Source organism: Maritimibacter sp. UBA3975 (assembly GCF_002384975.1).
Taxonomy (GTDB): domain Bacteria; phylum Pseudomonadota; class Alphaproteobacteria; order Rhodobacterales; family Rhodobacteraceae; genus Maritimibacter.
The window spans coordinates 425,701-450,985 of sequence record NZ_DGCP01000009.1 but is presented as its reverse complement, the minus strand read 5'-3'; the positions used below and the strand labels follow the sequence as shown (position 1 = coordinate 450,985).

General features: G+C 65.7%; 27 protein-coding genes and 1 tRNA gene. 20 read left to right on the top strand and 8 right to left on the bottom strand.

Translation table 11 applies throughout. The features are described 5' to 3' along the window. Positions 1-12 precede the first annotated feature (12 nt). Positions 13-1,086 carry a bifunctional diaminohydroxyphosphoribosylaminopyrimidine deaminase/5-amino-6-(5-phosphoribosylamino)uracil reductase RibD gene (gene ribD, locus B2585_RS07230; RefSeq protein ID WP_292022764.1) on the top strand — a complete coding sequence of 358 codons (1,074 nt, stop codon included), beginning with the start codon at positions 13-15 and terminating at the stop codon, positions 1,084-1,086. 142 nt (positions 1,087-1,228) lie between these two features. Here ribD and B2585_RS07225 read toward each other — a convergent pair whose 3' ends face one another. The 3 genes from B2585_RS07225 to B2585_RS07215 form a co-directional block, all read right to left on the bottom strand. After that, positions 1,229-3,271, bottom strand: coding sequence for a capsular polysaccharide biosynthesis protein (locus tag B2585_RS07225; RefSeq protein WP_292021479.1), 2,043 nt, complete (start codon positions 3,269-3,271; stop codon positions 1,229-1,231). Between the two features lie 11 nt (positions 3,272-3,282). Next, positions 3,283-4,425: a polysaccharide biosynthesis/export family protein gene (locus B2585_RS07220; protein WP_292021478.1), complete on the bottom strand. Its 1,143-nt coding sequence runs from the start codon at positions 4,423-4,425 to the stop codon at positions 3,283-3,285. Positions 4,426-4,531: 106 nt separating this feature from the next. Further along, a complete protein-coding gene (locus tag B2585_RS07215) occupies positions 4,532-5,824 on the bottom strand; it encodes a capsule biosynthesis protein (RefSeq protein WP_292021476.1) in 1,293 nt (430 codons plus the stop codon). A gap of 199 nt (positions 5,825-6,023) precedes the next feature. On the opposite strand from B2585_RS07215, the gene B2585_RS07210 reads away from it, so the two are divergent. The 7 genes from B2585_RS07210 (at position 6,024) to B2585_RS07180 (ending at position 11,200) form a co-directional block, all read left to right on the top strand. Next, positions 6,024-6,614 carry a riboflavin synthase gene (locus B2585_RS07210; RefSeq protein ID WP_292021474.1) on the top strand — a complete coding sequence of 197 codons (591 nt, stop codon included), beginning with the start codon at positions 6,024-6,026 and terminating at the stop codon, positions 6,612-6,614. Continuing rightward, positions 6,611-7,171 carry a hypothetical protein gene (locus B2585_RS07205; RefSeq protein ID WP_292021472.1) on the top strand — a complete coding sequence of 187 codons (561 nt, stop codon included), beginning with the start codon at positions 6,611-6,613 and terminating at the stop codon, positions 7,169-7,171. Before B2585_RS07210 ends, B2585_RS07205 begins: the two co-directional genes overlap by 4 nt. Before the next feature lie 70 nt (positions 7,172-7,241). Then, positions 7,242-8,207: an MBL fold metallo-hydrolase gene (locus B2585_RS07200; RefSeq protein WP_292021470.1), complete on the top strand. Its 966-nt coding sequence runs from the start codon at positions 7,242-7,244 to the stop codon at positions 8,205-8,207. A 264-nt stretch (positions 8,208-8,471) separates the two neighbouring features. After that, positions 8,472-9,608, top strand: coding sequence for a 3,4-dihydroxy-2-butanone-4-phosphate synthase (gene ribB / locus B2585_RS07195; RefSeq protein ID WP_292021468.1), 1,137 nt, complete (start codon positions 8,472-8,474; stop codon positions 9,606-9,608). Then, complete coding sequence (locus tag B2585_RS07190) at positions 9,608-10,117, top strand: 6,7-dimethyl-8-ribityllumazine synthase (protein ID WP_292021466.1); 510 nt, start codon at positions 9,608-9,610, stop codon at positions 10,115-10,117. The genes ribB and B2585_RS07190 overlap by 1 nt, the downstream gene beginning before the upstream one ends. 88 nt (positions 10,118-10,205) lie before the next feature. Next, the gene (gene nusB, locus B2585_RS07185; RefSeq protein ID WP_292021464.1) at positions 10,206-10,712 is read left to right on the top strand and encodes a transcription antitermination factor NusB; all 507 of its coding nucleotides are present in this window, start codon (positions 10,206-10,208) and stop codon (positions 10,710-10,712) included. A gap of 173 nt (positions 10,713-10,885) precedes the next feature. Beyond that, the gene (locus B2585_RS07180) at positions 10,886-11,200 is read left to right on the top strand and encodes a hypothetical protein (protein ID WP_292021462.1); all 315 of its coding nucleotides are present in this window, start codon (positions 10,886-10,888) and stop codon (positions 11,198-11,200) included. On the opposite strand, the gene B2585_RS07175 is transcribed toward B2585_RS07180, so the two are convergent. Beyond that, positions 11,194-11,883 carry a nitroreductase family protein gene (locus B2585_RS07175; protein ID WP_292021460.1) on the bottom strand — a complete coding sequence of 230 codons (690 nt, stop codon included), beginning with the start codon at positions 11,881-11,883 and terminating at the stop codon, positions 11,194-11,196. The two genes, B2585_RS07180 and B2585_RS07175, sit on opposite strands and share 7 nt — an antisense overlap. Positions 11,884-12,183: 300 nt before the next feature. Between B2585_RS07175 and B2585_RS07170 the strand changes: the two genes are divergently transcribed. Beyond that, positions 12,184-12,642, top strand: coding sequence for an MmcB family DNA repair protein (locus tag B2585_RS07170; protein ID WP_292021459.1), 459 nt, complete (start codon positions 12,184-12,186; stop codon positions 12,640-12,642). On the opposite strand, the gene B2585_RS07165 is transcribed toward B2585_RS07170, so the two are convergent. Beyond that, on the bottom strand, positions 12,614-12,835 hold the full coding sequence (locus tag B2585_RS07165) for a DUF6324 family protein (RefSeq protein ID WP_292021457.1): 222 nt from the start codon (positions 12,833-12,835) through the stop codon (positions 12,614-12,616). The genes B2585_RS07170 and B2585_RS07165 overlap by 29 nt on opposite strands. 104 nt (positions 12,836-12,939) lie before the next feature. On the opposite strand from B2585_RS07165, the gene B2585_RS07160 reads away from it, so the two are divergent. The 3 genes from B2585_RS07160 (at position 12,940) to B2585_RS07150 (ending at position 14,443) form a co-directional block, all read left to right on the top strand. After that, positions 12,940-13,016: transfer RNA gene (locus B2585_RS07160), tRNA-His, on the top strand. Positions 13,017-13,157: 141 nt separating this feature from the next. Then, positions 13,158-13,817, top strand: coding sequence for a hypothetical protein (locus B2585_RS07155; protein WP_292021455.1), 660 nt, complete (start codon positions 13,158-13,160; stop codon positions 13,815-13,817). After that, a complete protein-coding gene (locus B2585_RS07150) occupies positions 13,817-14,443 on the top strand; it encodes a hypothetical protein (protein WP_292021454.1) in 627 nt (208 codons plus the stop codon). Before B2585_RS07155 ends, B2585_RS07150 begins: the two co-directional genes overlap by 1 nt. Before the next feature lie 2 nt (positions 14,444-14,445). Here the strand turns inward: B2585_RS07150 and B2585_RS07145 are convergent, their stop codons facing one another. Further along, positions 14,446-14,754: a DUF6476 family protein gene (locus tag B2585_RS07145; protein ID WP_292022763.1), complete on the bottom strand. Its 309-nt coding sequence runs from the start codon at positions 14,752-14,754 to the stop codon at positions 14,446-14,448. Here B2585_RS07145 and B2585_RS07140 point away from each other — a divergent pair. The 4 genes from B2585_RS07140 to B2585_RS07125 all read left to right on the top strand — a co-directional run bounded on the left by B2585_RS07140 (position 14,753) and on the right by B2585_RS07125 (position 18,261). Continuing rightward, positions 14,753-15,790 carry an RluA family pseudouridine synthase gene (locus B2585_RS07140; RefSeq protein WP_292021452.1) on the top strand — a complete coding sequence of 346 codons (1,038 nt, stop codon included), beginning with the start codon at positions 14,753-14,755 and terminating at the stop codon, positions 15,788-15,790. The two genes, B2585_RS07145 and B2585_RS07140, sit on opposite strands and share 2 nt — an antisense overlap. 165 nt (positions 15,791-15,955) lie before the next feature. Beyond that, on the top strand, positions 15,956-16,852 hold the full coding sequence (gene rpoH, locus B2585_RS07135; RefSeq protein WP_292021450.1) for an RNA polymerase sigma factor RpoH: 897 nt from the start codon (positions 15,956-15,958) through the stop codon (positions 16,850-16,852). A 67-nt stretch (positions 16,853-16,919) separates the two neighbouring features. Beyond that, positions 16,920-17,909, top strand: a complete 990-nt coding sequence (locus tag B2585_RS07130) for a Gfo/Idh/MocA family protein (RefSeq protein WP_292021448.1) — start codon at positions 16,920-16,922, stop codon at positions 17,907-17,909. Positions 17,910-17,931: 22 nt separating this feature from the next. Further along, positions 17,932-18,261 carry a DUF4389 domain-containing protein gene (locus B2585_RS07125; RefSeq protein ID WP_292021446.1) on the top strand — a complete coding sequence of 110 codons (330 nt, stop codon included), beginning with the start codon at positions 17,932-17,934 and terminating at the stop codon, positions 18,259-18,261. Between the two features lie 109 nt (positions 18,262-18,370). On the opposite strand, the gene B2585_RS07120 is transcribed toward B2585_RS07125, so the two are convergent. Beyond that, a complete protein-coding gene (locus tag B2585_RS07120) occupies positions 18,371-19,546 on the bottom strand; it encodes a dipeptidase (RefSeq protein ID WP_414674047.1) in 1,176 nt (391 codons plus the stop codon). Between the two features lie 71 nt (positions 19,547-19,617). Between B2585_RS07120 and B2585_RS07115 the strand changes: the two genes are divergently transcribed. Continuing rightward, complete coding sequence (locus B2585_RS07115) at positions 19,618-19,887, top strand: DksA/TraR family C4-type zinc finger protein (RefSeq protein WP_292021443.1); 270 nt, start codon at positions 19,618-19,620, stop codon at positions 19,885-19,887. Between the two features lie 186 nt (positions 19,888-20,073). On the opposite strand, the gene B2585_RS07110 is transcribed toward B2585_RS07115, so the two are convergent. Next, the gene (locus tag B2585_RS07110; RefSeq protein WP_292021440.1) at positions 20,074-21,915 is read right to left on the bottom strand and encodes a M3 family oligoendopeptidase; all 1,842 of its coding nucleotides are present in this window, start codon (positions 21,913-21,915) and stop codon (positions 20,074-20,076) included. 301 nt (positions 21,916-22,216) lie between these two features. Here B2585_RS07110 and B2585_RS07105 point away from each other — a divergent pair, with 301 nt between their 5' ends. The 3 genes from B2585_RS07105 to B2585_RS07095 are packed head-to-tail and all read left to right on the top strand — an operon-like array spanning position 22,217 to position 25,195. Further along, positions 22,217-24,013, top strand: a complete 1,797-nt coding sequence (locus B2585_RS07105) for a TadE/TadG family type IV pilus assembly protein (protein ID WP_292021439.1) — start codon at positions 22,217-22,219, stop codon at positions 24,011-24,013. 1 nt (position 24,014) lies between these two features. After that, a complete protein-coding gene (locus tag B2585_RS07100) occupies positions 24,015-24,557 on the top strand; it encodes a TadE/TadG family type IV pilus assembly protein (RefSeq protein ID WP_292021437.1) in 543 nt (180 codons plus the stop codon). A gap of 11 nt (positions 24,558-24,568) precedes the next feature. Next, the gene (locus tag B2585_RS07095) at positions 24,569-25,195 is read left to right on the top strand and encodes a hypothetical protein (RefSeq protein WP_292021436.1); all 627 of its coding nucleotides are present in this window, start codon (positions 24,569-24,571) and stop codon (positions 25,193-25,195) included. Positions 25,196-25,285: the final 90 nt, after the last annotated feature.

The following is a 25,285-nucleotide window of genomic DNA, read 5'->3' as shown; positions in this document are numbered from 1 at the left end:
GACGCACGGTTCATGGACCTGGCCCTGACGCTCGGGCGCCGGGGCCATGGGGCTGTCTGGCCGAACCCGGCAGTGGGCTGCGTGATCGTGAATGGCGGCCGGGTCGTCGGGCGCGGCTGGACCCAGCCCGGCGGACGTCCCCACGCGGAAGTCGTGGCTCTGGTGCAGGCCGGCGCAGCGGCGCGCGGCGCGACCGTCTATGTCACGCTCGAACCCTGTTCCCACCACGGCGAGACGCCGCCCTGCGCAGGCGCGCTGATCGCGGCGGGCGTGTCGCGGGTCGTTGTCGCACTTGGCGACCCGGACCCGCGGGTGAACGGGCGCGGCTTGGCCATGCTGCGCGACGCGGGCATCACGGTCGACGTGGGGCAGGGCGCTGAGACAGCACGGACCGACCAGATCGGGTTCCTGAGCCGGGTCGAGCGTGGGCGGCCGATGGTGACGCTCAAGCTCGCCGCCTCCCTCGACGGGCGCATCGCGACGGCCACGGGCGAAAGCCAGTGGATCACGGGGCCAGAGGCGCGCCGCCACGTCCACGCCCTGCGCATGACCCATGACGCGGTGATGGTCGGGGCCGGGACCGCGCGGGCGGACGATCCGACGCTGACCGTCCGTGACCTCGGCGCGGCGCATCAGCCCGTGCGCGTCGTGCTCTCGCGCCATCTCGACATTCCCCTGACCGGCAAGCTCGCCCGCACCGCCCGCGACGTACCGCTCTGGCTGGTCCACGGCGACCGCGCCCCGCGCGACGTCGTCTCGGCCTGGGAGGGTCTGGGCGCGCGCTGCTTCGAGGTTCCGGTGGTGCAGGGGCAGGTGGACGCAGGTGCGGCGCTGGACGCGCTCGGAGCGGCCGGTCTGACACGGGTGTTCTGCGAAGGGGGCGGCGGCCTCGCCGCCTCACTTCTGGCGGACGGGTTGGTGGACGAGTTCGTGGGCTTCACTGCCGGGCTGGCGCTGGGGGCCGAGGGGCGGCCCTCGCTCGCCGCGATGGGCGTGGGCGCGCTCTCGGACGCGCCGCGGATGGACCTGGTGGAAACGCGCATCGTCGGCGCGGACGTCATGCACAGGTGGCGGGCCGCGCGATAGCGGTGCGGGCTTGCGCCCGCGCAGGTATTGCGCCGCCCCGCCTTCGGCAGGGCGCCGCGGTCAGGGGGACCAGTCCCCCTCGAGGCCTTCCCGAGAAGGCCTCCCACCCCCTGAAGTATTTCCGGAACGAAGAAGAGGGGCGTCAGCGCCAGATGGTCGTGTGGGGCGCGAGGAGGCCTTGCAGCTTGGAGACGAGGCGCAGGGATGGCGAGCCCGGGCCTGTGTCGCCCGCCTCGATCCGGTCGAGGATGACCTCCACCGGGCAGGGGGTGTTGGTGACCGGGTCGTGGTAGCGCGGGTAGTCGATGAGGGTCGCGTGAACCAGACCTTCGAGGCTTGGCCGGGCCGTGCGCCGCTCCGGCACCCAGCCAAGATCGCGGGTGAGGCCCCAGCCTGCATAGAACGGCGCGCCGAGGCAGGAGACCGTCTTGCCCCGGATCAGCGCCTCGAACCCCAGTGTCGACGTCATGGTCCATACCTCGTCGACCGCCTCGATCAGCGCGATGGCGTCTGTGTCCGTGGCCACGACGTCGGCGAGCTCCGCGGCTTCTGCGTCGGGCAAGGCGCCGTCGCGCAGGCCGGCCTCCACATCCGGGTGGGGTTTGTAGATCACCACGGCGTCCGGGTTCGCCGCGCGCACCCCGCGCAGGAGGCCGCGGTTATGCGTGACCTCGCGAGTGCCTAGGCGGATCGACGCGTCGTCCTCCACCTGTCCGGGCACGAGGATGCGGTGGCCTTCGGGCAGATCGGGCAGGGCCGGTCGGTCGAGATTGTATTTGCTGATGCCGGTCGCCGTGAGGCGCGCCATGAGCGCGGCGGCGCGGCCCCGCGCCCCGGGGGGCAGGTGTTCGGCCTCTGCGATCAGCGCTTCCAGCCGCGACGGCGCGGCGGGGTCGTAGTAGATGCCCAGGTCGTCGCGCACCAATGACAGCGGGGGCGTCAGTTCGGCGCCCAGGCCGCGCGAGCGGATGAACCCGTCCTCGATCCTGAGCGCCGGGGCGGTGAGCGTGTCGGCCTTGCCGGCCCAGACGGCGAGGTGGCGGCCGTCCTTTGCCGCGCGCCCCACGGCCTTGTCGCCCTCGGCAAAGACCATGCCGCGACCGGCGCCGAAAAAGCGCGTCAGCGGCTTTCGCTTCCACAGCCGCATCCCAGCGCCGACATAGCCCGGCGCGTCCTCTCGCGCGGCCCGGGCGCGGGCCTCCAGCGTGCCCAACACGTCCTCGATCTCGCACAGCCGGTCGCGGTAAGGGTCGTACCACGTCGGGTATTCCAGCATCGCCGCTGCGAAAAGCTGCGCCCGCGTGAGGCGGCGCTCGCGGCGCGGCACCGGATTCTCGTCCGTGGTGAGACCCCAGCCCGCATAGAACGGCTTGCCGAAGACGCGCGGCTTGTGGCCCGCGTAGATCGCCTCGAACCCCATGCCGGAGGAGACGGTGTAGACGCCCACGGCACCCTCCATCAGCGCCCAGGGGCTGACCGGATCGGTCAACAGGCTGACCTTTCCGACCGCGTGTTCCGGCCCGTAGTAGCCGGGGCGGTGGCCCGCGCGGGTTTCCGGGTGCGACTTGATGACGACGCGCAGGCCCGGATGTTCCTCCTGCGCCATGACCAGCATCTCGCGAAAGGTCTGCGGCGTGGCGCCCGACGCGGTGACCGAGGCATCGTCGCGGGTCTGGTCTATGACAAGGACATAGGGCGCGCGGGGCACTTCGGCCCCGGGGTCGAAGGCGTTGTATTTCGAGATATGGGCGTGGCGCATCCGGTCGGCGGCGTCGCGGGCGCGCGACAGCAGCGCATAGTCGTCGAGCGGGGAGGTGGCCAGCATCTGTTCGAGGTCACAGGGCGTGGCCGGGTCGAAATGCACGCCCGACCGGTCGAGAAGCAGGCCAAGGGGCGGTTCGCCGTCCCGGCCCAGCCTCACCGAGCGCAGAAAGGCGTCCTCCACCCGCACCAGCCCCGCGCCACGCCGCGCGGCAATCGCTTCTCCGCGGTGCGCCGTGGGCGATTGTCCCCAGACCGCCACGCTGTCGTCAGACCGGGGCAGGCCCAGCCGGAGCTGCCAGCCCGCGAGCGTCAGGATACGTCGCACCCGACGTTCACGCAGGAAACCGCCCGAGTAAACGTAAAGCCGCCGCGAGGAGGGGGGCTCCGTCGCGGCGGCCTTGATCCTGTCGTAGGGCGTCACCACCCGTGACCTTACGGCGTTCCGCCGATGAGGCCGAAGGTGCTCCCCGCCGTGGCGAGGCTTTCCGCCGCGCCGAGCGTTCCGGTGAGAGCCGTGATGACCTTGGTCCACTGGACGTAGGGGGCTTCGGTCACATAGACCGTGTCGCCGTCGCGCACGAGGAAATCGCGCGCCTGGAACATGCCGTTGGGCTCGGTCAGGTTGAGCACATAGATCATGCGCTGCGGACCGACGAGGTCGCTGCGTGCCAACACGGAATTGGCAATCTCGGCCGGCTCGTTGCGGAAGATGAAGATGCCCGTCGGGTCGGCCAGTGTCGGGTTCAGACCGCCGACCTGCGCGATGGCCTCCAACGCCGAGAGCGTCTGGGTCTGGAAGTTCACGCGGGTCTGCGTGCCGGTGGCCCCGAGCGCGGTGAACGCGCGGGTGTCGGCCTCCACGAGGATGCGGTCGCCGTTCCTGAGCGCGATGTCGAGGCGCGGGTCCTCGAACAGGTCCTGGTACCAGATCTTGCCGGTCGCCCCGCCACGGATGATCTTGACCACCGCGACCTCGGGGTTGACCGCGACACCGCCTGCGCGCGCCAGCATGGCGCCCAGCGTGCGGGTGGGCCGTTCGATGGCATAGACGCCCTGACCGTTGACCGCGCCGGTGATCGACACCGTGGCACCGTCACCCGCGATCCGGGTGACGAGGACCTGCGGGTCCGGGGTCTGGGTTGCGAGTTGTTCCGTGATGATGCGGCGCACCGCCTCGGGCGAGTTGCCCGCGGCCTTGATGCGGCCCGCGTAGGGGATGAAGATGAAGCCGGAGCCGTCCACCTGCACCTCTTCGAGCGCAGCAGGTGCGCCGGCGGAGGCGAGGATGCCCTGCTCGACGTTCTCCCAGATCGCCACGCCCAGCACGTCGCCGGGGCGGATCGTGTCCGAGCCGACCTGACCGGCCGACAGGAAGTTCTGGCCGAAGCCCAGCGACGGGGTCACGGCGGTCGCCCGCGTCACAAGATCGTTGACCGAGACGACGAAGGCGTCGCCCTGCCTCTGCACCGATCCTGCGTAGATTTCCTGCTTGTTGGGACCGCTTCGGGGGAGCACGTCACATGCGGCCACACCCATCACAAGCGCCAATAGGAGCGCAATTCGCGCCCACGTCATGCCCTGATTTTTCACTGCCCGGGCTCCTTTTTGGAGTTCTGCCTCAGTTTTCTTTTTTCTCAACCTACAGGCGGTGAGGGCAAAAATCCAGCGGCGATTCGGGCGGTTACTTCACGAGTCTCAACTGTTGCCGGGGGGCCGCGGTGCCCTTGGCGAGGGCGTCATAGGGGTCGTCCCGCGCCAGCATCATGTCCACCACCTGCCGCAGAAGCTGACGCCGGCCACGGGCCGAATAGAACCCGCCGGGGATCTGCGACGTCTCCAGCAGATAATGGCGGTAGTCGTGGTAGGCGCGGCTGTCGGGGCGCGTGGGCTGGGCGAAGAACTCCGGCAGCGGTTGGGTCGAAACGAACTCCGGCTTGTCATAGACGGCGGCCCCGAACGCCTTGAGCGGCAGACCGCGCCAGAGCACCTGTTGCGCGGCGGTGGAGTTGACCGTCACAGCGCTGCGCGCATGGTCGAGAAGGCGGGCGAGCTTGCCGCCACGGACGTAATGCACCCGGCCCTCGACGCCGTATTTCGCGGCGAGACGGCGGATCTCACGGCGCAGCGGCACCCGGCCATCCTCCAGCGGATGCGCCTTGAAGACGAGGTGATGGTGACGCGCGGCCCCTTCGGCAAAGCCCCCGATCACGAGGTCGAGGAACTCGGTCACGCTGTCGAAGGGCGAATGGTCGAGGAAACTCGCATCATGCGCGAGTTGCAGCAGCGCCAGGTGATAGGGAAACCCGCCGTTGCGGATGCGCCGGGTGGCGATGATCCGGTTCAACGCCTGGAACGGCATCAGAAGCAGGCGGCGCAGGTAAAGCTGGAACTCCTTGCCGACCGTCAGCGCGCGGTGCGGGCGAAAGCCACGATAGCGCCGGTTCGCGAACATCACGAACCAATGGTAGAGCGCGCCGTAGAAGATGTGGTGGCGCATGTCGCCCCAATGGGCGGGCGGCTCGGGGATGTCGAGTTGCGCATCGGCCAGCACGCGCTGCATCTGCGCCACGTCCATATCCATCAGCCGGGAATGCCCGTTGGCCCCGCCGCGCTCATAGCTGACCCAGTAGGGGCGCAGGTAGCCTTCTTCGAAGACATGGACCATGACGCCCGCCTCCTCGGCGGCGCGCACGGCCTCGGCGTGGATGAAGCGGGTGTCCCCGTAAAGGACGAGGTCGCTCACGCCCTTCTCCGCGATGATCGCGCGGATGCGGGTGGGCCATGTGTCCTGGGCTTCGGTGAAGGGAATATAGGTCGCCCGCTCGCTCCAGAAGACCTGATCGCCCATGTTGAACCCGACGCGCCAGACGGACGCGCCCGAGGCGGCCAGCATCGTGGCCAGACGGCGCAGATAGGGGCCGTGGGGCCCCTGCAGGAACAGGAATGTCCGGTCGGTTCCGTCGATGGCTTTCATGCGCCTGATTTTACCTGCTTTTCTGGCCTCTGTCGCAGACTATCGCCGCGTTTCGGTAAGGAAAACCTTGCCATTGTCTCTTGGCAAGACACAAATCACGCGAACCCGGCCATTTTGTGACGATCCTGCACCAGCAGCGTGGCAGGTCGCCTTGGCAAGGCGGCGGATTGCGATTAGCCATGAGGCAAAGGAGACGGCCATGTTCACAGGCATCATCACCGATATCGGCACCGTGGAAACCGTCGCGCGTGGCGAGGATCTGACCGCGCGGATCAGGACCGGCTACGACACGTCGGGTATCGACCTTGGCGCCTCCATCGCGTCGGACGGGGTCTGCCTGACGGTGACCAAACTCGGGCCGGACTGGTACGAGGTGTTCGTCTCCGGCGAGACGCTGGAAAAGACCAACCTGGGCACATGGGCCGAGGGCAAGCGCGTGAACCTCGAACGCGCGCTGAAGGTGGGGGATGAGCTGGGCGGTCACATCGTCTCGGGCCATGTGGACGGCGTGGCGCAGGTGACCGACGTGCATGACGACGGGGAGTCCACGCGGATCTCCTTCAAGGTGCCCCCCGCACTCGCCCGGTTCATCGCGCCCAAGGGGTCGGTCGCGCTGAACGGCACGTCGCTCACCGTGAACGAGGTCGAGGGCGACACCTTCGGCGTCAATCTCATCACCCATACCAAGCACGTCACCACATGGGGCGACGTGGCGGTGGGCGATGCCGTGAACCTCGAAATCGACACGCTGGCGCGCTACGTCGCGCGGCTCACCGACTATGCGGCGTGAGCGGGATCGGGCATAACGGCGGGCCGGGCGCGCCCTCGGGCTGGCACCGGTATGCTTGGCGCCGGGCGCGGGCCGAGCTTCTGCCGACCCTGCCGCTCGAGATCGTGCGCCTCCGGGTGCGCCGGGCGCGCGAACTGGGCATCGATTACAAGAGCTACGCCTCCATCCGCGCGGCCACCGGGCGCGACGTGATCGCGCTCCTGTTCTCATCCAACGCTTTGAAAACCGGGCCGAAACTCGTGGCGGTGCCAGAGGCCGAGGCGGCCCGGCTGCGGGCCGTGGCACAGACCCAGCGCCTCGCCGCGGTCCATCGCCCGCTCGACCCGCACAGCTTTCACGGCGCGAACGCCGCAATCATCGACGCCGCCGCACAGGCGCCGACGCTGGCCGACGGCTGGTCCGCGACGCGCGAAAAACTGGCGGAACTCACCAGCGCGCGCGGGCTCCCGTCGGACGCCGTGGTCGTCATCGGCGCGACGATGCTGGAGGCCGAATGGCCCGTGGCGGGGCGCATGGCCGGATACCTGCCGGCCGAGCGGTATTTCGGCCAGCCCTGATCCGCGCGCCATACATGCTTTCAATCATGCGCATTGGTGCATATGATCCTCGCCAAACAGGGAGGACCACATGCCACTACTGCGCCCCACACGCCGCGACATGCTCAAACTTGCCGCCGCCATGCCCGCCTTCGCCATGCCCGCCGCCTTGCGGGCGGAACTCGGCCCGCCGGCCGGCGACAACCCCAGCCATTTCCGCTTCACGCTGGGCGACCTGAAACTCACCATCGTCTCCGACGGCTGGTTCCCGCAGCCCACCTCGTCCCTCGGCATGAACGCGGACGAGGACGAGCGGATGGCCTTCCTCGCCGCGCATTACCTGCCGACGGACGAGATCTATGGCCACACCAACCATGTGTATGTCGAGACGGGGGAGACCTCGGTCCTGATCGATGTCGGCTCCGGCAACCGGTTCTTCGACACTGCGGGCCGGCTCATGACCAATCTGGAGGCTGCCGGGATCGACCCCTACGCGACCGAGCGCGTCGTTATCACCCATGCGCATCCCGACCACATCTGGGGCATCCGCGACGACTTCGACGAAGCGCTGATCCCGGATGCCGAATACACCATCGGGGCCGCCGAACACGCCTATTGGACCCAAGACGGGCTGGTGGACCGGGTCGCGCCCGAGGACCAGCAATTCGTGCTGGGCGCGGCCAATTCCATCGCCGTGGACGGGGTGGACTGGACACTGGCCGAGGACGGCCACGAGGTCGCGCCGGGCGTGCGCCTGATCGCGACCCACGGCCATACGCCGGGGCATATGTCGGTGATGCTGGAGAGCGGGGGCCAGCAACTCCTCATCCTCGGCGATGCGATCACCCATGCCTACGGCCATTTCGCCCATCCCGACTGGTACGGCTCGATGGACAGCGACCCCGAGGCCACCGTCGCCACCCGCCGCCGCGTGCTCGACATGGCGGCGACGGACCGGATCCCGGTGGTGGGCTATCATTTCCCGTTCCCCGGCGTTGGCCACGTCATGCGCGACGGCGACGCATACGCCTTCGTTCCGGCGCTGTGGCAGTTCTGAGGGATTTCGCCCGCTCACGCGAGCGACCCGGGCACCCCTGCGGGGTGCCGTGAAAGCTCGGGGCTCTGCACGTCACGCCGGATGGATGCGCACAAGACGCGGGGGCTCTACCCCCGCACCCCCGAGGTATTTGAGGACCGAAGAAGAGGGGAACGGGCGCGGAAAATGCAGCCCGCGTGATTTCACAGGATATGTGCGCGACGTTCCTCTGGCGTCGCCGGACGCGGCGCGTTATCTCGCGGGGGCAATGGAAGGGAGCCCGCGATGTCGGACGGCAAGATCTATGACGCACCCGGACCCGTCGAGCGGGAGTGGGGCGAGGTGATATCTCCGATCGAGGAGATCATCGACGACGCCCGCAACGGGCGCATGTTCATTCTGGTCGACCACGAGGACCGCGAGAACGAAGGCGACCTTGTCATCCCCGCGCAGATGGCCACCCCGGATGCGATCAATTTCATGGCAACCCATGGCCGGGGCCTGATCTGCCTGTCGCTCACCGGAGAGCGCGTGGATGCGCTGGGTCTGTCGCTCATGTCGACGCAGAACTCTTCGCGTCACGAGACGGCCTTCACCATTTCCATCGAGGCGCGCGAAGGCGTGACCACCGGCATCTCGGCCCATGACCGCGCGCGCACCGTGTCGGTCGCCATCGACCCGACCAAGGGCGCGGCCGATATCGCCACGCCCGGCCACGTCTTTCCGCTGCGCGCCAAGGATGGCGGCGTCCTCGTGCGCGCGGGCCATACCGAGGCGGCCGTGGACCTCGCACGCCTTGCGGGCCTCAACCCGGCGGGCGTGATCTGCGAGATCATGAATGAAGACGGCTCGATGGCCCGGCTCCCCGACCTCGTGGCCTTCGCGCAGAAGCACGGGCTCAAGATCGGGACGATCTCGGACCTCATCGCCTACCGCCACCGCCACGACAACCTCGTGAACGAAAGCGCGGTCAAGGCCGTCACCTCCGCCTATGGCGGCGACTGGTTGCTGCGCATTTTCACGGACGAGACGCAGGGCGCCGAACATATCGTGCTGACCAAGGGCGATCTGACCACGGATGCACCGGTGCTCGTGCGCATGCACGCGATGAACCCGCTTGAGGATGCGCTGGGCCTTGGCCCCAATCCCCATGACGAACTCCCCCGCGCGATGGAGATCATCGCGGCCGAGGGGCGTGGCGCGGTCGTCCTCCTGCGCGACCCGTCCATGAAGCTCGCGACCGACGAGGGCGACGTGAGCCCGCAGGTCCTGCGCCAATACGGGCTTGGCGCGCAGATCCTGTCTGCGCTGGGCATCCACCGGCTGCACCTGCTCACCGACAGCCCGCTGCCCAAGGTCGTCGGACTCGACGCCTACGGGCTCACCATCGAAGACACCCATCCTATCCGGGGAGAGAAGTGATGGCCGGAACCGAAACCCACTACACCATGCCGCGCGCCGAATTCGATGAGCCGGTGAAGATCCTGATCGTGGTCGCGCCCTATTACCGCGACATCGCCGACGACCTCATCGCCGGTGCCAAGGCCGAGATCGAAGCCTCGGGCGCGGCGTGGGAACTGATCGAAGTGCCCGGCGCGCTGGAACTGCCGACCGCCATCCGCATTGCCGACCGCACCGCCGATTTCGACGGCTACGTGGCGCTGGGCTGCGTGATCCGGGGCGAGACGACGCATTACGACACGGTCTGCAACGACAGCTCGCGCGGGCTCTCCACACTCGGCCTTGCCGGGCTGTGCATCGGCAACGGCATCCTCACGGTCGAGAACCGCGAGCAGGCCGTCGTGCGCGCTGCCCCGTCCGAGATGAACAAGGGGGGCGGGGCCGCCGCCGCCGCGCTTCACCTCGTGGCGCTCAGCCGCAAGTGGCACGGGGCCGTCACCCCCGTGGGGTTCCGCCCTGCCGGCGCGTGAGCGGTTTTTCACGAACCGCGCGGAAAAGCGGTTTCCTCCGCCCGGACCATGCCCTAGATACGCGGCCTGAGTTTGCGCGAGAGCCGAGATGACCGACGAGACCCCTGAAAAGACCGAGAGCCCGAAGCGGAAGATGACGCCGGAGCTCAAGCGCCAGATGAAATCGGCGTCGCGGCTCTATGCCGTGCAGGCGCTGTTCCAGATGGAGGCCGCCGGGCAGGGGGTCGAGCGGGTGCGCCGCGAGTTCGAAGATCACCGGTTCGGGGCAACCTATGAAGAGGGCGAGTTCGAAGAGGGCAATGTCGACCTGTTCCGCGCCCTCATCAACGAAGCGGTCGAACGTCAGGCCCGGATCGACCAGATGACCGACCGCGCGCTGGTGGCCAAGTGGCCCATCGCGCGCATCGACCCGACCCTGCGCGCGCTCTTTCGCGCTGCCGGGGCCGAACTCGTCCTTGGCGACACCCCACCCAAGGTGGTGATCGTGGAATTCGTCGACGTGGCCAAGGCGTTCTTCCCGGACGGGCAGGAGCCGAAGTTCACGAACGCGGTCCTCGACCACATGGCGCGCGAAGCCCGGCCCGAGGCGTTCTGAGCGTTAACCTGTCGCCTGTCTGCACAATCGTATGCACAGCGTATGTACAGCATGTGTACAGGGTGTGACTCGTCGCATCTGGCCGTTTGAGCCGGCGTGCGCCCGCCGATGCGACAATCCGACCATTGGCGTTCTGCGCCCTGTTCCCTAGGTTTGAGGCAGGAGGTGCTGTCATGCCCAAGCTCATATCGCTCTATATCCGTCACGTCCTGATCGGCTTCGGCCTCGCCGCCGTATTCGTGGCGCTGCTCCTGTGGACCAACGTGGGCAACCTGTGGCACCTCGTGTCCACCTCGGACGTGGGCGTCATGGCGGTCATCATGCTCTTCATGGGCAACGGGATCGTTTTCTCCGGCGTGCAGTTCGCCATTACCGTCATGCGGATGGGCGACGATGACGAGCCGCGCGGCGGCAAGCGTATTCCGGTCGCGACGAACATTCCGGCGCGGGTCGAGGCGACGGCAACTGCGCCGCGTAAGCGTCAGTAAACCTTCAGGATTTCCGACAGCGGCTTCTTGATCTTCGCGACAGCGGGGACCGTGGCATTGTCCGCCGGATGCCCGACGGCGAGGATCATCACGGGCTTCTCGGACGCCGGGCGGCCCAATGCGCTGTTGAGGAATTTCATCGGGTTCGGCGTATGGGTGAGGCAGCTCAGCCCGGCCTGATGCAATGCCGTGATGAGAAAGCCGGTCGCGATCCCCACGCTTTCCGGCACATAGTAATTCTTGAACCGTGAACCGTCGTCGAATTCTCCCCAGCGCTGGGCGAAGATGACGATGAGCCAGGGCGCGACCTCCAGATGCGGCTTGTCCGCGTCGGTGCCCAGCGGTTCGAGCGCGCGCAGCCACTCGTCCCCCGCGCCGCCTTCATAAAATCTTTCCTCTTCTGCCTCAGCCTCGGCCCTGATCCGCGCTTTCAGGCCGGCATCCTGCACGGCCGCAAAGAACCACGGCTGGTGGTTGGCCCCGGACGGGGCGCGCCCGGCGGTGGCAACGGCGGTTTCGATGATGTCGCGCGGCACGGGCCGGTCGGAAAAATCGCGCACGGTATGGCGCGCGGCCATGAGATCGAAGAAGGCCGTGACCCGGGCGCGCGCCGTGTCGTCCGCCCAGTCGAACCGGTCGGGGAGGGGCAGGGGCTCGTGCGGCAGATTGTCCTTTGAAAACATAAGGCTCCTCCCGGTGTTACCGGAAGGAGCCTATGAAGTGGCGGGACCGCCTGCAACCGTCTGGGAAGCGCATTCCCGAGGACCTGATATTCAGGTGGGCGCCGGGTAACCGAACCAGGGTCCGGACAGAGCCAGCTCCCTCGGAGTTGCTTAAGGCCACTGGAATGTTCCCGTCCGACGAGAAGGGCAGACCGCCACGCACAGAGGTAGGCCTCGGGGCGGGTTCGTGCAAGGGGCTTGATGCGGCAATCTCGTGGGGGCGTCTTGCAGAATGTTCACGGATTGTTCATATCTGGGGCCATGGATGAGACCCTGATGCAACCCGGCCAACTGCTGGCCCGCGGCGTGGCGCGGCACCTGCGCCGGTACGACTTTGCCTGTGTGGAGGAGTTCGTGCCGACGCGCGGCCTGCGCACCGACCTCTATGCCGTTGGTCCCAAAGGGGAAATCTGGGTGATCGAGTGCAAATCCTCACGCGCCGATTTCATGGCGGATCACAAGTGGCAGGGGTATCTGGAGTTCTGCGACCGGTTCTTCTGGGCGGTGGACGCGGACTTCCCGCTCGATCTCCTGCCGGACGAAACCGGGCTGATCCTTGCCGATCCCTATGACGCGGAAGTGGTCAGGATGGGGCCGGAGAGCAAACTGGCCCCGGCCCGGCGCAAGAAGATGACGCTCAAGTTCGCCCGCGACGCCGCGCGGCGGCTTCAGGGCTACCGCGACCCCGGCGTCAGCGCTTTTTCGGACCCTTCGGCTTAGAGCCCTTTTCGCCCATCTTTTTCGCCTGCATCGCTGCTGCCCGGATTTCTTCCGCGATCTCAATGGCTTCTTCGGGGTCGAAATCCATCGGGATGTCGATGCCGTCCCCCTCGACATAGATGCGCACCATGCCGAGCGTGGTCGGACCGATTTGCAGGTTTGCAGTGAGGTCGGTTTCGGAATCGATACCCATGAGACGGCTCCTTCAGCGCTGCGGCTGAGTTACGCGCGGGCGGGCGGATTTTCAAGTCCGGCCTCTTGCAAAGCGCAGGGCAGAACGCTAAACGGCGCTCGAGTGCCGACATAGCTCAGTAGGTTAGAGCGCTTGATTGTGGATCAAGAGGTCCCCCGTTCGAGCCGGGGTGTCGGTACCATATCCCTCCTGCCGTGCCGGAATTCCTGACCCGTGATACGGTTGCGACAGACGCTCCCATTTCTCAGCAAGAGACTTGCCCCCTAAGTGGCGATCCCATAGCGTTTTCGCAGGGGCTAAGAAGGGCAAAAAAATGAAGCTGATGAGCAGCGTAGTCATGGCGGGCGCACTGGCACTTTCGGCCTGCGCCACGACGACCTCCACCGGAACCACAACAGGCACGACGACGACCGGCACCACTGCGGGAACGACCACGGCGGTCACCGCGTCGAGCGCCTTCACGTCTTCGTTCTGGACGCGGGGCAGCCCGTCCGACCTCGCCATCGAAGCCGCCGCGCTGAACAACGCCGAGCTTGCCAGCGTCGCGGACCCGGCCATCGGCGGCGTGACCTTCCTCGTCGGGACCGACAGCGACAGCGCGTTGGGCTATGCCGCCGTGAACTTCGGCTCCGCTCCCGGCACGACGGTCACGACAGGCGGCGCGACCTACGACGCGAGCTACCGCGTGGTGCAGCTTTCGAACGTGAAAAAGTCCGGCAGCACGCTGACGGCTGACACGCTCATCGACAGCGGACTCATCACGCTGACGGCAGATTTCGACGCCGGCACCCTCACGGGCAGTTCCGGTGACCTCGATGTCGCGGGGCTTATCCTCGTGAACGACCTGAACGGGGCGGTGAGTTTCCGCAGCGTGGCGGGCGCGCTCGACGGCGAGATCGGAGCGGATGGTGTGCTTGGCGCATTCCACGGCAGCACGGGCGGCACGGTCTATGCGGGCGGTTTCGCGGGGCAGGACAGGTGATGGCCCGGACCGTTCAACCGCGCGGCGTGCTGCGTCGGACTGCTGTCACCCTGCCGCTTGCCGCGCTCCTGCTCGGCGGCTGCGGCGCGTCGAACATTCTGACAAACTCCAAGTTTTTCAGCCCGGCCTCGGGTGCCGCAACTCCGGTCTTTTTCGACGCTAACTACGCCATCATCGGTCAGGGTTCGGTCGAGAAAGCCGTCGGCGGGGCGGCTTATTTCACCGCGATGAATGGGGCATATGCCGTTTCCTACGGCGGGATCATCAACGGCTCGAACGTGGGCGACGTCGTGCCGACCGGGCAGGCGGTCTACCTCGCGGACTACGAAGTCGAAGTGGTCTCGGGGATCGAGATTGCCTACGATACCCTTCAGGGCGTGTCGGGCACGGATTCCGGAAATATCACGCTGACCGCTGATTTCGATGCGGCCACCCTGACGGGCGAGGACGGTTCGCTCCGGGTCGACGGCGAGATTTCGGGCAAGAATGTCACCGGTTCGGTGGTCTATGCCGGGGTCGATGGAGACCTCGAAGGACTTGTCGGCGCCTCCGGCACAGTGGGCGCGTTCCACGGTAACGATGCCCGCACGATCTATGCCGGGGGTTTCGCAGCCACGCGCCCCTGAGCCTAGTCTGACGGGCCGACCGTGATTTCCTGCCGCAGCGTTTGCCCGTCCGTCTCATAGATCAGGATGCGGTCGTCTGTCGTGACCACGGCAATCCAGTCGGACCCGCGCGTCACGGCAGCCGCGCTCACGCCCTCGGGCAGGGCAAGGCCATCGGGAAAATCGACTGTCGCCTGGGCATTGAATCGCATGACAACCAGCGCGATCAGGATTATGAGGCCCGCAATCATGGTCACGGTGAGCGTCGTCACCAGCCATTTCAGGTAGCGCACAAGCCCGGTATCCGCGCCGGGGATCGGAGCCTCGTCCATGTCGTCCACTGCCACCGTCCTTGTCGAGATCGGGCCAAATCCGCCCGCCCGGCTTGATAAGGCACTGGCGCGCGATGTGCCAGAGGAAGCGAACCTCTCACGCTCGCGCATCGCCAAGCTGATCGCCGAAGGGGCGGTCGCGCGGGCGGGCGAGGTCGTGACCGACGCAAAGGCCAAGGTCGCGGAAGGGGAGGTGGTGACGATCACTGTCCCCGAGGCCGAAGAGAGCCACATGCTGCCCGAGGCGATCGCGCTCGACGTGGTGTGGGAGGATGACGACCTGATCGTCGTGAACAAGCCCGCGGGGATGGTCGTGCATCCGGCACCGGGCACGCCCACCGGCACGCTGGTCAATGCGCTGCTTGCCCATTGCGGCGATGACCTGTCGGGCGTGGGGGGAGAGAAGCGGCCGGGCATCGTACACCGGATCGACAAGGACACCTCCGGGCTGCTGGTGGTCGCCAAGTCTGACGCGGCCCACCACGGGCTGGCCACGCAGTTCGAGAAACACACGGTCGAACGGCACTACCGCGCGCTGGTCTATGGTGTGCCGGATCTGGCGGACCCGCGACTCAAGGGTGTGCGGGGCGTGAGCTTCGAGCAGGGGGGGATCGTCAAGATCACGACCCAGCTCGCGCGCCACAAGACCGACCGGCAAAAACAGGCGGTCACCTGGTCGGGTGGGCGCCATGCTGTGACACGCGCCCGCGTCGTTGAAACATTCGGGCAGCCCGCCGCGCTTGCGCTGGTGGACTGCTGGCTCGAGACGGGGCGCACCCACCAGATCCGCGTGCATATGGCCCATGCCGGTCACGGTCTCGTGGGTGATCCGACCTATGGCGGGCGGCGTAAACCCTCTGAGACCGCATTGGGAAGCGACGCTGCCCAGCATGTGCGGGATTTCGGCAGGCAGGCGCTCCACGCTGCGACACTGGGATTCACCCACCCGGTGACAAAGGAACAGCTGCGCTTTGAGGCGCGTTTGCCCGATGACATGGCAGGTCTGATCGCGGTGCTGGGCGGTAAACCTGACTGAAATACTCAGCACAAAGGCGTGAGCCCCCTGCCAAAACGACGGAGATGGGTTCATACTTCGTTAAGTTTTCGAGGGTTCATTACCCTTGAACGGCGGTATGCGCGCCCTAAATAGAATGTTAATCCCCGAAACATTGGGGCGCGACAGTGGAGAGATGCAGAGCACATGAGCAATTATCAAACTTTGCCGGCACCCACCCCGGAAGGCGGTCTGAACCGCTATCTCCAGGAAATCCGGAAATTCCCGATGCTGGAACCGGAAGAGGAATACATGCTGGCCAAATCCTGGGTCGATCATCAGGACACCGAAGCGGCGCACCGGCTTGTGACGAGTCACCTGCGCCTCGCGGCCAAGATCGCCATGGGGTATCGCGGCTACGGCCTCCCGCAGGCCGAGGTCATCTCCGAGGCGAACGTGGGCCTGATGCAGGCTGTGAAACGTTTCGACCCTGAAAAGGGCTTCCGCCTCGCGACCTATGCGATGTGGTGGATTCGCGCCTCGATCCAGGAATACATCCTGCGGTCATGGTCGCTGGTGAAGCTCGGCACGACCAGCGCGCAGAAGAAGCTGTTCTTCAACCTGCGCAAGGCGAAAGCCCGTATCGGCGCGCTCGAGGACGGCGACCTGCGCCCGGAAAACGTCGCGCGGATTGCGCACGATCTGAGTGTCACCGAGGCCGAAGTGATCTCGATGAACCGGCGGATGTCGGGGGGCGATGCTTCGCTCAATGCGACGATCAGCAATGACGGCGAAGGGTCGATGCAGTGGCAGGACTGGCTCGAGGACGAGGATGCCGACCAGGCCACCGATTACGAAGAGCGCGACGAACTCACGGTCCGGCGTGAAATGCTGTCCGCCGCGATGGACGTGCTGAACGACCGCGAGAAGGACATTCTCACCCAGCGCCGTCTCTCGGACGAGACGGTGACGCTCGAAGACCTGTCCGGCCAGTACGACGTGAGCCGGGAGCGCATCCGCCAGATCGAGGTGCGGGCCTTCGAAAAGCTCCAGAAGCGGATGCAGGAGCTCGCCGCCGAGAAGGGCATGGCCGAAACGGCCTGATCGCGCTAACAGTGACACAGGACGCCCGGGCCGTCGCGCCCGGGCTTTTTTGTTGACGGAGGGGACGATGGCCGACGCATTGCGCTGGGGTATTCTGGGGGCCGCGAATTTCGCGGCGGAACACATGGCACCGGCGATCCACGCCGCGCGTGGCAACCGGCTCGCGGCGCTGGCGTCCTCATCTGATGCGAAGGCCGAGCGGTTCCGGGCGATCAACGACCAGATCACGGTGTTCGACGACTACGACGCGCTGCTCGCCTCGGACGCGATCGACGCGGTCTACATTCCGCTTCCCAATCACCTGCACGTCGACTGGACATTGAAGGCCGTGGCGGCGGGCAAGCATGTGTTGTGCGAGAAACCCATCGCGCTCGAAGCCGGCGAGATCGACGCGCTGATCGCGGCGCGCGACGAGAGCGGGCTGGTGGTGGCCGAGGCGTTCATGATCGTGCATCACCCCCAATGGCAGCGGGCGAAGGCGCTCCTTGCCGAGGGTGCGGTGGGCACGTTGGGCCATGCGGATGTGGCGTTTTCCTTTCATAATGCCAACATGGACAACATCCGCAACAAGCCGGAAACCGGGGGCGGGGGCATCCGTGACATCGGGGTCTATGCCTATGGCTCGGTGCGCTATGCGACCGGTGCGGAACCGCTGACGCTGGCTGCACGGGTCCGGACCGAGAACGGGGTGGATACATGGGCGCAGGCGGATGGGGTGATGGAGGGGCCGCTGGGGCGGTTCACCTATTGCGCCATGACCTCCACCCGGCTTGCGCCGCGCCAGCATGTGACCTTTCACGGGGATGGCGCGACGCTCACGCTCACATCACCGTTCAACGCGGGGCTTTTCGGCGAGGCGCAGATTGTTCTGCGGGCGGCGGACGGCACGGTGACGCGGGAGCGTTTTCCGGCGGTGAATCATTATGTTCTGCAAGTGGAGAATTTCGCGGCATCGGTGCGAGACGGCGCGGCATATCCCATGCCGCTCGAGATGAGCCGGGGCACGCAGGCGATGATGGATATGGTATTCGCGTCCGCTTCGGATATCAGTTGGTAAGGACAGCTTGGGAGAGCACAGGATGGCGACGACAGACGACGGACCCGAAGACGACACCGATCCGACGGTTCTGAAGGAACCGGGATATGAGGATGACAGCGTGCCGGAGAACATCTGGCTGCGCGGGCTGTGGATGGTGCTTTTCGTCATTGCGCTCTGGGTGGCGCGGGGGCTGGTCATCATCGCCGGATTGATTCAGTTCTTCTGGATGCTCTTCGGGCGTGAAAAGAACCACTATATCGCGGAGTTCGGCGAGGATCTGGCTGATTGGATGGCGCGGGCTACATTGTTCATCACCGGCACCACCGAGGATCGCCCGTTCCCCTTCGACCGCTGGGGCATCCCGGACTGAGGCGCTGCCAAACGGTGCGGGCTGACGCCCGCGCAGGGTTTGCGCCGCCCTGCCTTCGGCAGGTCGCCGCGATGGCCGCGGGTGACGCCGTTTTCGCGTCGCGCCGGGGTCAGTTCAGGCGGTCGCGCAGCACCCGGATCATGTTCTCGCCCGACACCTTGCGGATCTGCGCCTCGGTGAGGCCGACGTCCAGCATGGCCTGCGTGAGCGAGGCGAGTTCTGCCGTGTCGAAGGCCGTGGTGACGGTGCCGTCGTAGTCGGAGCCGAGGGCGACGTGATCGTCGCCCAAAAGTTCGACGGCCGCCTTGATGGTCTGCGCCACGCCCGCCGGGCTGTCGTCGCAGGTGACATCCTCCCAGTATCCGATGCCGATCAGCCCGCCGGTTTCGGCAATGTCGACCATCAGGTCATCGGGGAAATTGCGGGTCGTCTCGCAGTGAGAAAAGACGCCGGTATGGCTCACGATGAGCGGGATGTCGGTCATGTCGAGCACGTCACGCGCGACCTGCGCGCTGGAATGCGCGAGGTCGAGCACCATCCCGCGCGCGGCGACCTCGGCCACCACCTGCCGTCCGAAGTCGGTCAGCCCGTGGTTTCCGGCGCCGTGGAGCGAGCCGCCGAGTTCGTTGTCGAAGAAGTGCTGAAGCCCGACGAGCCGGTATCCGGCTGCCTCCAGCCGGTCGAGATTGGCGATGTCTCCTTCGAGCGGGTGGGCGCCCTCGATGCCGAGTATGCCGCCCACCACGTTCTCGCCGGAAGCATCGAGGGCGAGGACCGCGTCGAGGTCGCCTTCGGTGCGGATGAGGCGGAGACGTCCGTTGGAGCGGGCCACGGCGTCACGCAGGCGCTCGGCCTGAAAAAGCGCGCGTTCCAGGAGGCTCGTCCAGGTGCGGGGCGGCCAGAGCTGGCCCACGGCCAGAAGAGTGATGTTGTCGAAGGCCTCGGCCGAGTTTTCCTCGTAGTTGAGGCCCGATGGCGACTTGGTGACGGCGGTGAAGACCTGAAGCGTCACGTTGCCTTCGATCAGCCGAGGGAGGTCGACGTGGCCCCGGTCGGACTTCTTCAGCGGGTCGCGTTTCCACAACAGCGTGTCGGCGTGCCAGTCACCAACGACGAGGCTGTCATGAAACGCCGCAGCCTCGGACGAAACGGGGTAGGACTCATGCGTCTTGACCACGTTCATGCGCCGTTCCGCGATGCCCGGTGCGAAGATGAGAAAACCGGCGAGGCCGAGGAGCACCGCCGCGAGGGCCAGGCCCAAAATCCACTTGATGACGCGCACGATAGCCTCCTCCTTGTTGATCGGACGGTATGACAGCTTATCTCGGGTGAACAGACCTTACGAAAGGGAAGCGCATGGCCGGTGGGTGGAGCCGCGACGGAGCGGTGAACGAACAGATCGACGCGTCGATCTCCGAAGAGCTGGAACGGCTGCGTGCGCGACAGGCGCCGGTGGGCGAGAGCCTGCGGGAGTGTGCCGAATGCGGTGAGGACATTCCCGAAGCGCGGCGGCAGGCCGTACCCGGTGTGAAAATCTGCATCGATTGCCAGGAAGAGCGCGATGCGGCCTTTCGCGCGCGGCCCGGCATCAACCGGCGCGGTTCGAAGGACAGCCAGTTGAAATAGGCGCCGCGCTGCCCGCGCGCGCCGGGGGATTTTGCATCCCCCGGACCCCCTGCAGGATATTTCCGGACCGGAAAGACCGGCGCGGCTCTTTCCATTTTCCGGTCGAGAAATATCCCCGGGGGAGGTTTGGAGGGGGCAGGCAGCCCCCTCCAACGGGTCGACGCGGGCATAAGCCCGCGGCGAAAGTCAGTCTTCCATCGCTTCCAGTTCGTCGATGAAGCTTGAGATCATGGAGAGGCCCTTGTCCCAGAATTTCGGGTCGGAGGCATCCAGGCCGAAGGGTTTCAGGAGTTCCGAGTGGTGCTTGGACCCGCCTGCTTTCAGCATCTCGAAATACTTCTTCTGGAAGTCCGGGTCGCCCTCTTCGTACACGGCATAGAGCGCGTTCACGAGGCCGTCGCCGAAGGCGTAGGCGTAGACATAGAACGGCGAGTGGACGAAGTGGGGGATGTAGGACCAGAAGGTCTCATACCCGTCCATGAAGTTGAATGCGGGGCCCAGGCTTTCGCCCTGCACGCTCATCCACAGCTCGTTGATCTGGTCGGTGGTGAGTTCGCCCTGTGTGCGCCGGGCTTCGTGCAGTTTGCACTCGAAGTCGTAGAAGGCGATCTGGCGCACGACCGTGTTGATCATGTCCTCGACCTTGCCCGCGAGCAGCACCTTTTTCTGTGCCGCGTCCGGGGCCTCGGCGAGCAGTTTGCGGAAGGTGAGCATCTCGCCGAACACCGAGGCGGTTTCCGCGAGGGTGAGCGGCGTGTCGGCCAGAAGTTCACCCTGATCGGCGGCGAGCACCTGATGGACGCCGTGGCCCAGTTCGTGCGCCAGCGTCATCACGTCGCGCGGTTTTCCGAGGTAGTTCAGGAGCACATAGGGGTGGACATCCGTCACGGTCGGATGGGCGAAGGCGCCGGGCGCCTTGCCGGGTTTCACGCCCGCGTCGATCCAGCCGCGATCGAAGAACGGCTCGGCGATGGCCGCCATTTCGGGGTCGAAACCGGCATAGGCCGACAGCACCATCTCGCGCGCGTTCGGCCAGTCGATGACGCGCTCTTCCTCCATCGGGAGTGGCGCGTTGCGGTCCCAGACCTCCATCGTCTCGAGCCCCAGCCACTTGGCTTTGAGCTTGTAGTAGCGGTGCGACAGCTTCGGGTAGGCATCAACAACTGCGTTGCGCAGGGCCTCGACCACCTCGGGTTCGACGTGGTTCGACAGGTGGCGCGCGGTCTGGGCCGAGGGCATCTGGCGCCAGCGATCCTCGATCTCCTTCTCTTTCGCGAGCGTGTTGTGGACGCGGGCGAAGAGGGAAAGGTTCTCGCCGAAGACGCGGGCGAGCTCGCGCGATGCGGCTTCGCGGCGGGAGCGTTTCTGTTCGGACAGCAGGTTCAGCGTGGCCTCGAGCGACATGTCTTCGTCTTCGCCCTCGGGCGAAAAGGTGAGGCGGGCCATCGTCTCGTCGAAGAGCTTGTTCCAAGCGGCTGAGCCCACTGCGGACTGGTCATGGAGGAACTTCTCCAGCTCGTCCGACAGCTGGTAGGGCCGCATCGCGCGCAGGCGGTCAAAGACGGGCTTGTAGCGGGCGAGGTCGGCGTTCTGGTCGAACAGCGCGTCGAGCTTATCGTCGGGGATGCGGTTGATCTCGAGCGAGAAGAAGACGAGCGGCGTAGTGTAGTCGGTGAGCTTTTCCTGGCAGTTTTGCAGGAATTGCGCGCGCTCGCCGTCTGTCGTTACCTGATAGTAGCGCAGGCCCGCGTAGGACATGAGCCGCCCCGCGATGCGGTCGATCTCCTCGTGCGCCTGAACGCAGGTGAGCAGACCCGCAGCGTCGAGATCCGCGAGCTTGCCTTCGTAAGTCGCGGCGAAATCGGCGCAAAGATCTTTCAGCCGGTCGAGGTCAGCCGAGACCTCGGGCGCGTCGGGGGCGGTGTAGAGATCGCTCAGGTCCCAGTCCGGCAGATTGCCCAACTCGCCTCCGGAACCTTTCGTGTCGGTCGCGGCATCGAACCGGGGGCGGGGGGTGGGCATGTGCATGATCTCTCCTCTCACGGTGTTTCCCAAGACATAGGGCGCGCGCGGCGGGCCCACAACACCCCCGCGCGCTGCGGTCCCGGCGTGGTTATGTTTCAGTAACGGCAACGGTGTTTTTGTGGCGGATTGTCGCGACGACGGAATCAAAGTGCGGGCCAGAGCCGGGATCAGTGCGTCCAGGGCGCCAATGAGTATCAAATATCAAACATTTGCCCTAATTCCGCCTCGGTTCTCATCTCTTTGGACCAAGGAGAACTCCGTGTGTGCTGCACGGACAATGCGCATTTGCGCGGGAGACGAGACGATGTTGGATCAACGTCCGGACGAACCGATGGCCACCCGCTCCGAGGAGGAGAACGGGCAGAGTTTTGCGCGCGAGGAAAGCGGGGCCTTCATCATCTTCGGTCTCGCGATCTTCATGATGATGTGTCTGGCGGGCGGACTTGCCGTGGACACGATGCGGTACGAGACCCACCGGGTGCATGTGCAGAACACGCTCGACCGGGCCGTGCTGGCGGCGGCGTCGCTGGATCAGCCGCTCGGCTCGCAGGAAGTCGTTCTGGACTATTTCGCCAAGGCGGGGCTGGGCCATATCATTTCCGCCGACGACCTCACCATCACGGAATCCTACGTCGAGAAGAACGTCGGTGGCGACACCGTGCGCGTCTATACGGAGCGACGGGTCGAGGCGAACCTCGACCTGAGTATCAACACCACCTTCCTGCGGCTCATGGAAATGTACGACATGCGCCTGCCGGCGAGCGGAGCTGCGGAAGAAGCGGTGTCGTTGACCGAGGTGTCGATGGTGCTCGACGTTTCCGGGTCGATGGGCAACTCGTCCTACTCCGGCTACTCCAAGCTTTATGAGCTCAAGAAGGCGGCCAAGCAGTTTGTTAACCTGATGCTGTGCGATCCCTCCGATCCGACGGAAACGCAGAACTGTTCGATGAGTGAGGGTGACATTTCGATCTCCATCGTGCCCTACGCCGAACAGGTGCTTCTGGGCTACGACCTGCTGTCCTATTTCAACCACACGGCCGAGCACACCGAAAGCAACTGCATCACCTTCTATGAGGACGACTTCCTGACCGTGCCGGTTCAGGCGTTCTCGGCCGACGACTTCGCGACCAACGGTCGTCCGCTTCCGTCGTACTTCGGCGATCCGATCCAGCTTACCGGCTATTTCGACCCGCAGCGTGATGATGACGAAGACCCGCGTCCCGACAGCTATTCGCCCTGTTACAACGACTATTCCGGCTCGACGAACGACCGGTGGCGCGAGATATTCCCCTTCGGGCGGACGGCCGACAGCATTCGCACCAAGATCGACAGCCTTTATGCGAGCGGCAACACCTCGATCGACCTCGGGATGAAGTGGGGCACGGCCCTGCTGGACCCTGCCGCACAGCCGGCCATCAGCGGACTGATCGCGGACGGCGACATCCACAGCGACTTCGAGGGCCGCCCCTTCGACTACAGCCGCCGCGGCATCGAGAAGGTCGTGGTGCTCATGTCGGACGGGGCCAACACATCGCAGGATTACCTGCGCGAAGGTTACCACGGCGGCCCGTCGGGCGTGTTCAAGGCGGACTCGTCCAACGACTGGTCGGTCTATGATCCCGCCAACGACCGTTACTGGTGGATCAATGGCGGCGAATGGCTCGACCACCCCTTCGGTGAAGGGGTCTATGAGGAGTGTAACTGGGTCAAGGACTACTACGGCAGCTGGTGGTGGCAGTACGACTGGGTCGAGGAATGCGACACGGTCAACGAAGGCACCGGCGCGAGCGAGTTCACCTTCGCCGCCTTGTGGCAGGAGAAGACGACCGACTGGTACGACCAGTGGAACTTCCTGCCCGATGCGGCCGACAGCTTCGACTACTACGACAAGAACGACCAACTCGACGACATCTGCACCGCCGCCAAGAGCGAGGGGATGGTCGTCTTCACCATCGGTTTCGAAGTGGACGACAGCCAGGACACGATCATGCGCAACTGTGCCTCGGCCGACTCCTACTACTTCGACGTCAATGGTCTCGACATTTCCGCGGCCTTCGCGGCCATCGCGCGCGAAATCTCAAAATTGAGGCTCGTTTACTGACATGAAACCCCGGGCAGGACTAATAAAAAGAATAAGACAGGCAATCAGACGGGAAGACGGTACGGCCACGGTCGAGTTCGTCATCCTGTTCCCCGCGCTGATGACGCTCTTTCTGTCGTCATTCGAGATGTCCGTGCTGCTTCTGCGCTCGGTCATGCTCGACAAGTCGCTGGATACCACGGTGCGCGAGCTTCGGCTGGGCCTTATCTCGCCGCCGACTCCGGATGAGCTCAAGACCCGCCTGTGCGACCGCGCGCCGATCCTGGCCAATTGCAGCACCTCGATGTTAATCGAGCTTACGCCGATTTCGACGGACACCTGGGTCATCCCGTCCGGGCAGATCGCGTGTCTGGACAAGAGCGCGAACATCCAGCCTGCAACGAACGTGGCGTTCGGCATCGCGAACGACGTGATGCTCGTGCGCGCCTGCGCGAAGGTGGACCCGTTCTTTGCACCGTCGCCGTGGATCCTCGACCTCGTGCCGGTCGACGGGGCAGGGCAGTACGCCGTGGTCGCGGCCTCTTCCTTCGTGAACGAACCATGAGGGGCCGCAGCATGAACACCGCCAACGATCCGTTCCGCCGGTTTCTGCGCGACGAGAGCGCCTCGCTCTCGGTCGAGCTGATCCTGATCCTGCCGTTGCTGATCTGGGGATTCCTGTCCGTTTACACGATCTTCGACGTGTTCCGGGCGCGCAACATCGCGCTCAAGGGCAACTACGCGATCTCGGACCTGTTGTCGCGGGAGACGGCTTCGATCAATCCGACCTATCTGGCGGGGGTGGCGGAGGTCTATAAATACCTCACGCAGGGCGACAGCGCGACGTGGATCCGCGTGACGCAGATTTATTGCACCAGCGATTGCGAGAGTAATGACAACCGGGAGCTTTTCAGCGACTGGTCGCGCGCCACCAGCGGGCAGGACACCTATTCGACGGACGACGTGAACAACGCGCTGCGCGACAAGGTCCCGCTCATCGGCTATGGCGAGCGCGTCATCATGGTGGAGACGAGCGTGAACTACACCGCGCCGTTCATTCCGCCGATGCTCAAGACCAATGCGCAGCCGGGCTATGACAGCGGCTGGGGGTTCATGAAGAGCAACACCTTCATCGACACCGTCTTTACGGAGCCGCGCTTCGGACCGCAGCTGTGCTGGACCGGCGTATCGGGCTGTCCCTAACAGCCAGTTTGTGCGCCGTCGCACAGATGCTGCGCCGGATCAGGGGGAGGGGTGCGATTGTGCGGGGGCCGGCCTCCGCCTATCTATCGG

Coding starts and splice junctions, on each gene's coding strand:
- B2585_RS07125 (WP_292021446.1), top strand. CDS start 17,932: ATGGCGACGACAGACGACGGACCCGAAGACGACACCGATCCGACGGTT.
- B2585_RS07115 (WP_292021443.1), top strand. CDS start 19,618: ATGGCCGGTGGGTGGAGCCGCGACGGAGCGGTGAACGAACAGATCGAC.
- B2585_RS07175 (WP_292021460.1), bottom strand. CDS start 11,883: ATGTTTTCAAAGGACAATCTGCCGCACGAGCCCCTGCCCCTCCCCGAC.
- B2585_RS07150 (WP_292021454.1), top strand. CDS start 13,817: ATGGCCCGGACCGTTCAACCGCGCGGCGTGCTGCGTCGGACTGCTGTC.
- ribB (WP_292021468.1), top strand. CDS start 8,472: ATGTCGGACGGCAAGATCTATGACGCACCCGGACCCGTCGAGCGGGAG.
- B2585_RS07210 (WP_292021474.1), top strand. CDS start 6,024: ATGTTCACAGGCATCATCACCGATATCGGCACCGTGGAAACCGTCGCG.
- B2585_RS07100 (WP_292021437.1), top strand. CDS start 24,015: ATGAAACCCCGGGCAGGACTAATAAAAAGAATAAGACAGGCAATCAGA.
- nusB (WP_292021464.1), top strand. CDS start 10,206: ATGACCGACGAGACCCCTGAAAAGACCGAGAGCCCGAAGCGGAAGATG.
- B2585_RS07130 (WP_292021448.1), top strand. CDS start 16,920: ATGGCCGACGCATTGCGCTGGGGTATTCTGGGGGCCGCGAATTTCGCG.
- B2585_RS07140 (WP_292021452.1), top strand. CDS start 14,753: ATGTCGTCCACTGCCACCGTCCTTGTCGAGATCGGGCCAAATCCGCCC.
- B2585_RS07145 (WP_292022763.1), bottom strand. CDS start 14,754: ATGGACGAGGCTCCGATCCCCGGCGCGGATACCGGGCTTGTGCGCTAC.
- B2585_RS07155 (WP_292021455.1), top strand. CDS start 13,158: ATGAGCAGCGTAGTCATGGCGGGCGCACTGGCACTTTCGGCCTGCGCC.
- B2585_RS07200 (WP_292021470.1), top strand. CDS start 7,242: ATGCCACTACTGCGCCCCACACGCCGCGACATGCTCAAACTTGCCGCC.
- B2585_RS07095 (WP_292021436.1), top strand. CDS start 24,569: ATGAACACCGCCAACGATCCGTTCCGCCGGTTTCTGCGCGACGAGAGC.
- B2585_RS07105 (WP_292021439.1), top strand. CDS start 22,217: ATGTTGGATCAACGTCCGGACGAACCGATGGCCACCCGCTCCGAGGAG.
- B2585_RS07180 (WP_292021462.1), top strand. CDS start 10,886: ATGCCCAAGCTCATATCGCTCTATATCCGTCACGTCCTGATCGGCTTC.
- B2585_RS07170 (WP_292021459.1), top strand. CDS start 12,184: ATGGATGAGACCCTGATGCAACCCGGCCAACTGCTGGCCCGCGGCGTG.
- ribD (WP_292022764.1), top strand. CDS start 13: ATGGACCTGGCCCTGACGCTCGGGCGCCGGGGCCATGGGGCTGTCTGG.
- rpoH (WP_292021450.1), top strand. CDS start 15,956: ATGAGCAATTATCAAACTTTGCCGGCACCCACCCCGGAAGGCGGTCTG.
- B2585_RS07220 (WP_292021478.1), bottom strand. CDS start 4,425: ATGACGTGGGCGCGAATTGCGCTCCTATTGGCGCTTGTGATGGGTGTG.
- B2585_RS07110 (WP_292021440.1), bottom strand. CDS start 21,915: ATGCACATGCCCACCCCCCGCCCCCGGTTCGATGCCGCGACCGACACG.
- B2585_RS07215 (WP_292021476.1), bottom strand. CDS start 5,824: ATGAAAGCCATCGACGGAACCGACCGGACATTCCTGTTCCTGCAGGGG.
- B2585_RS07165 (WP_292021457.1), bottom strand. CDS start 12,835: ATGGGTATCGATTCCGAAACCGACCTCACTGCAAACCTGCAAATCGGT.
- B2585_RS07190 (WP_292021466.1), top strand. CDS start 9,608: ATGGCCGGAACCGAAACCCACTACACCATGCCGCGCGCCGAATTCGAT.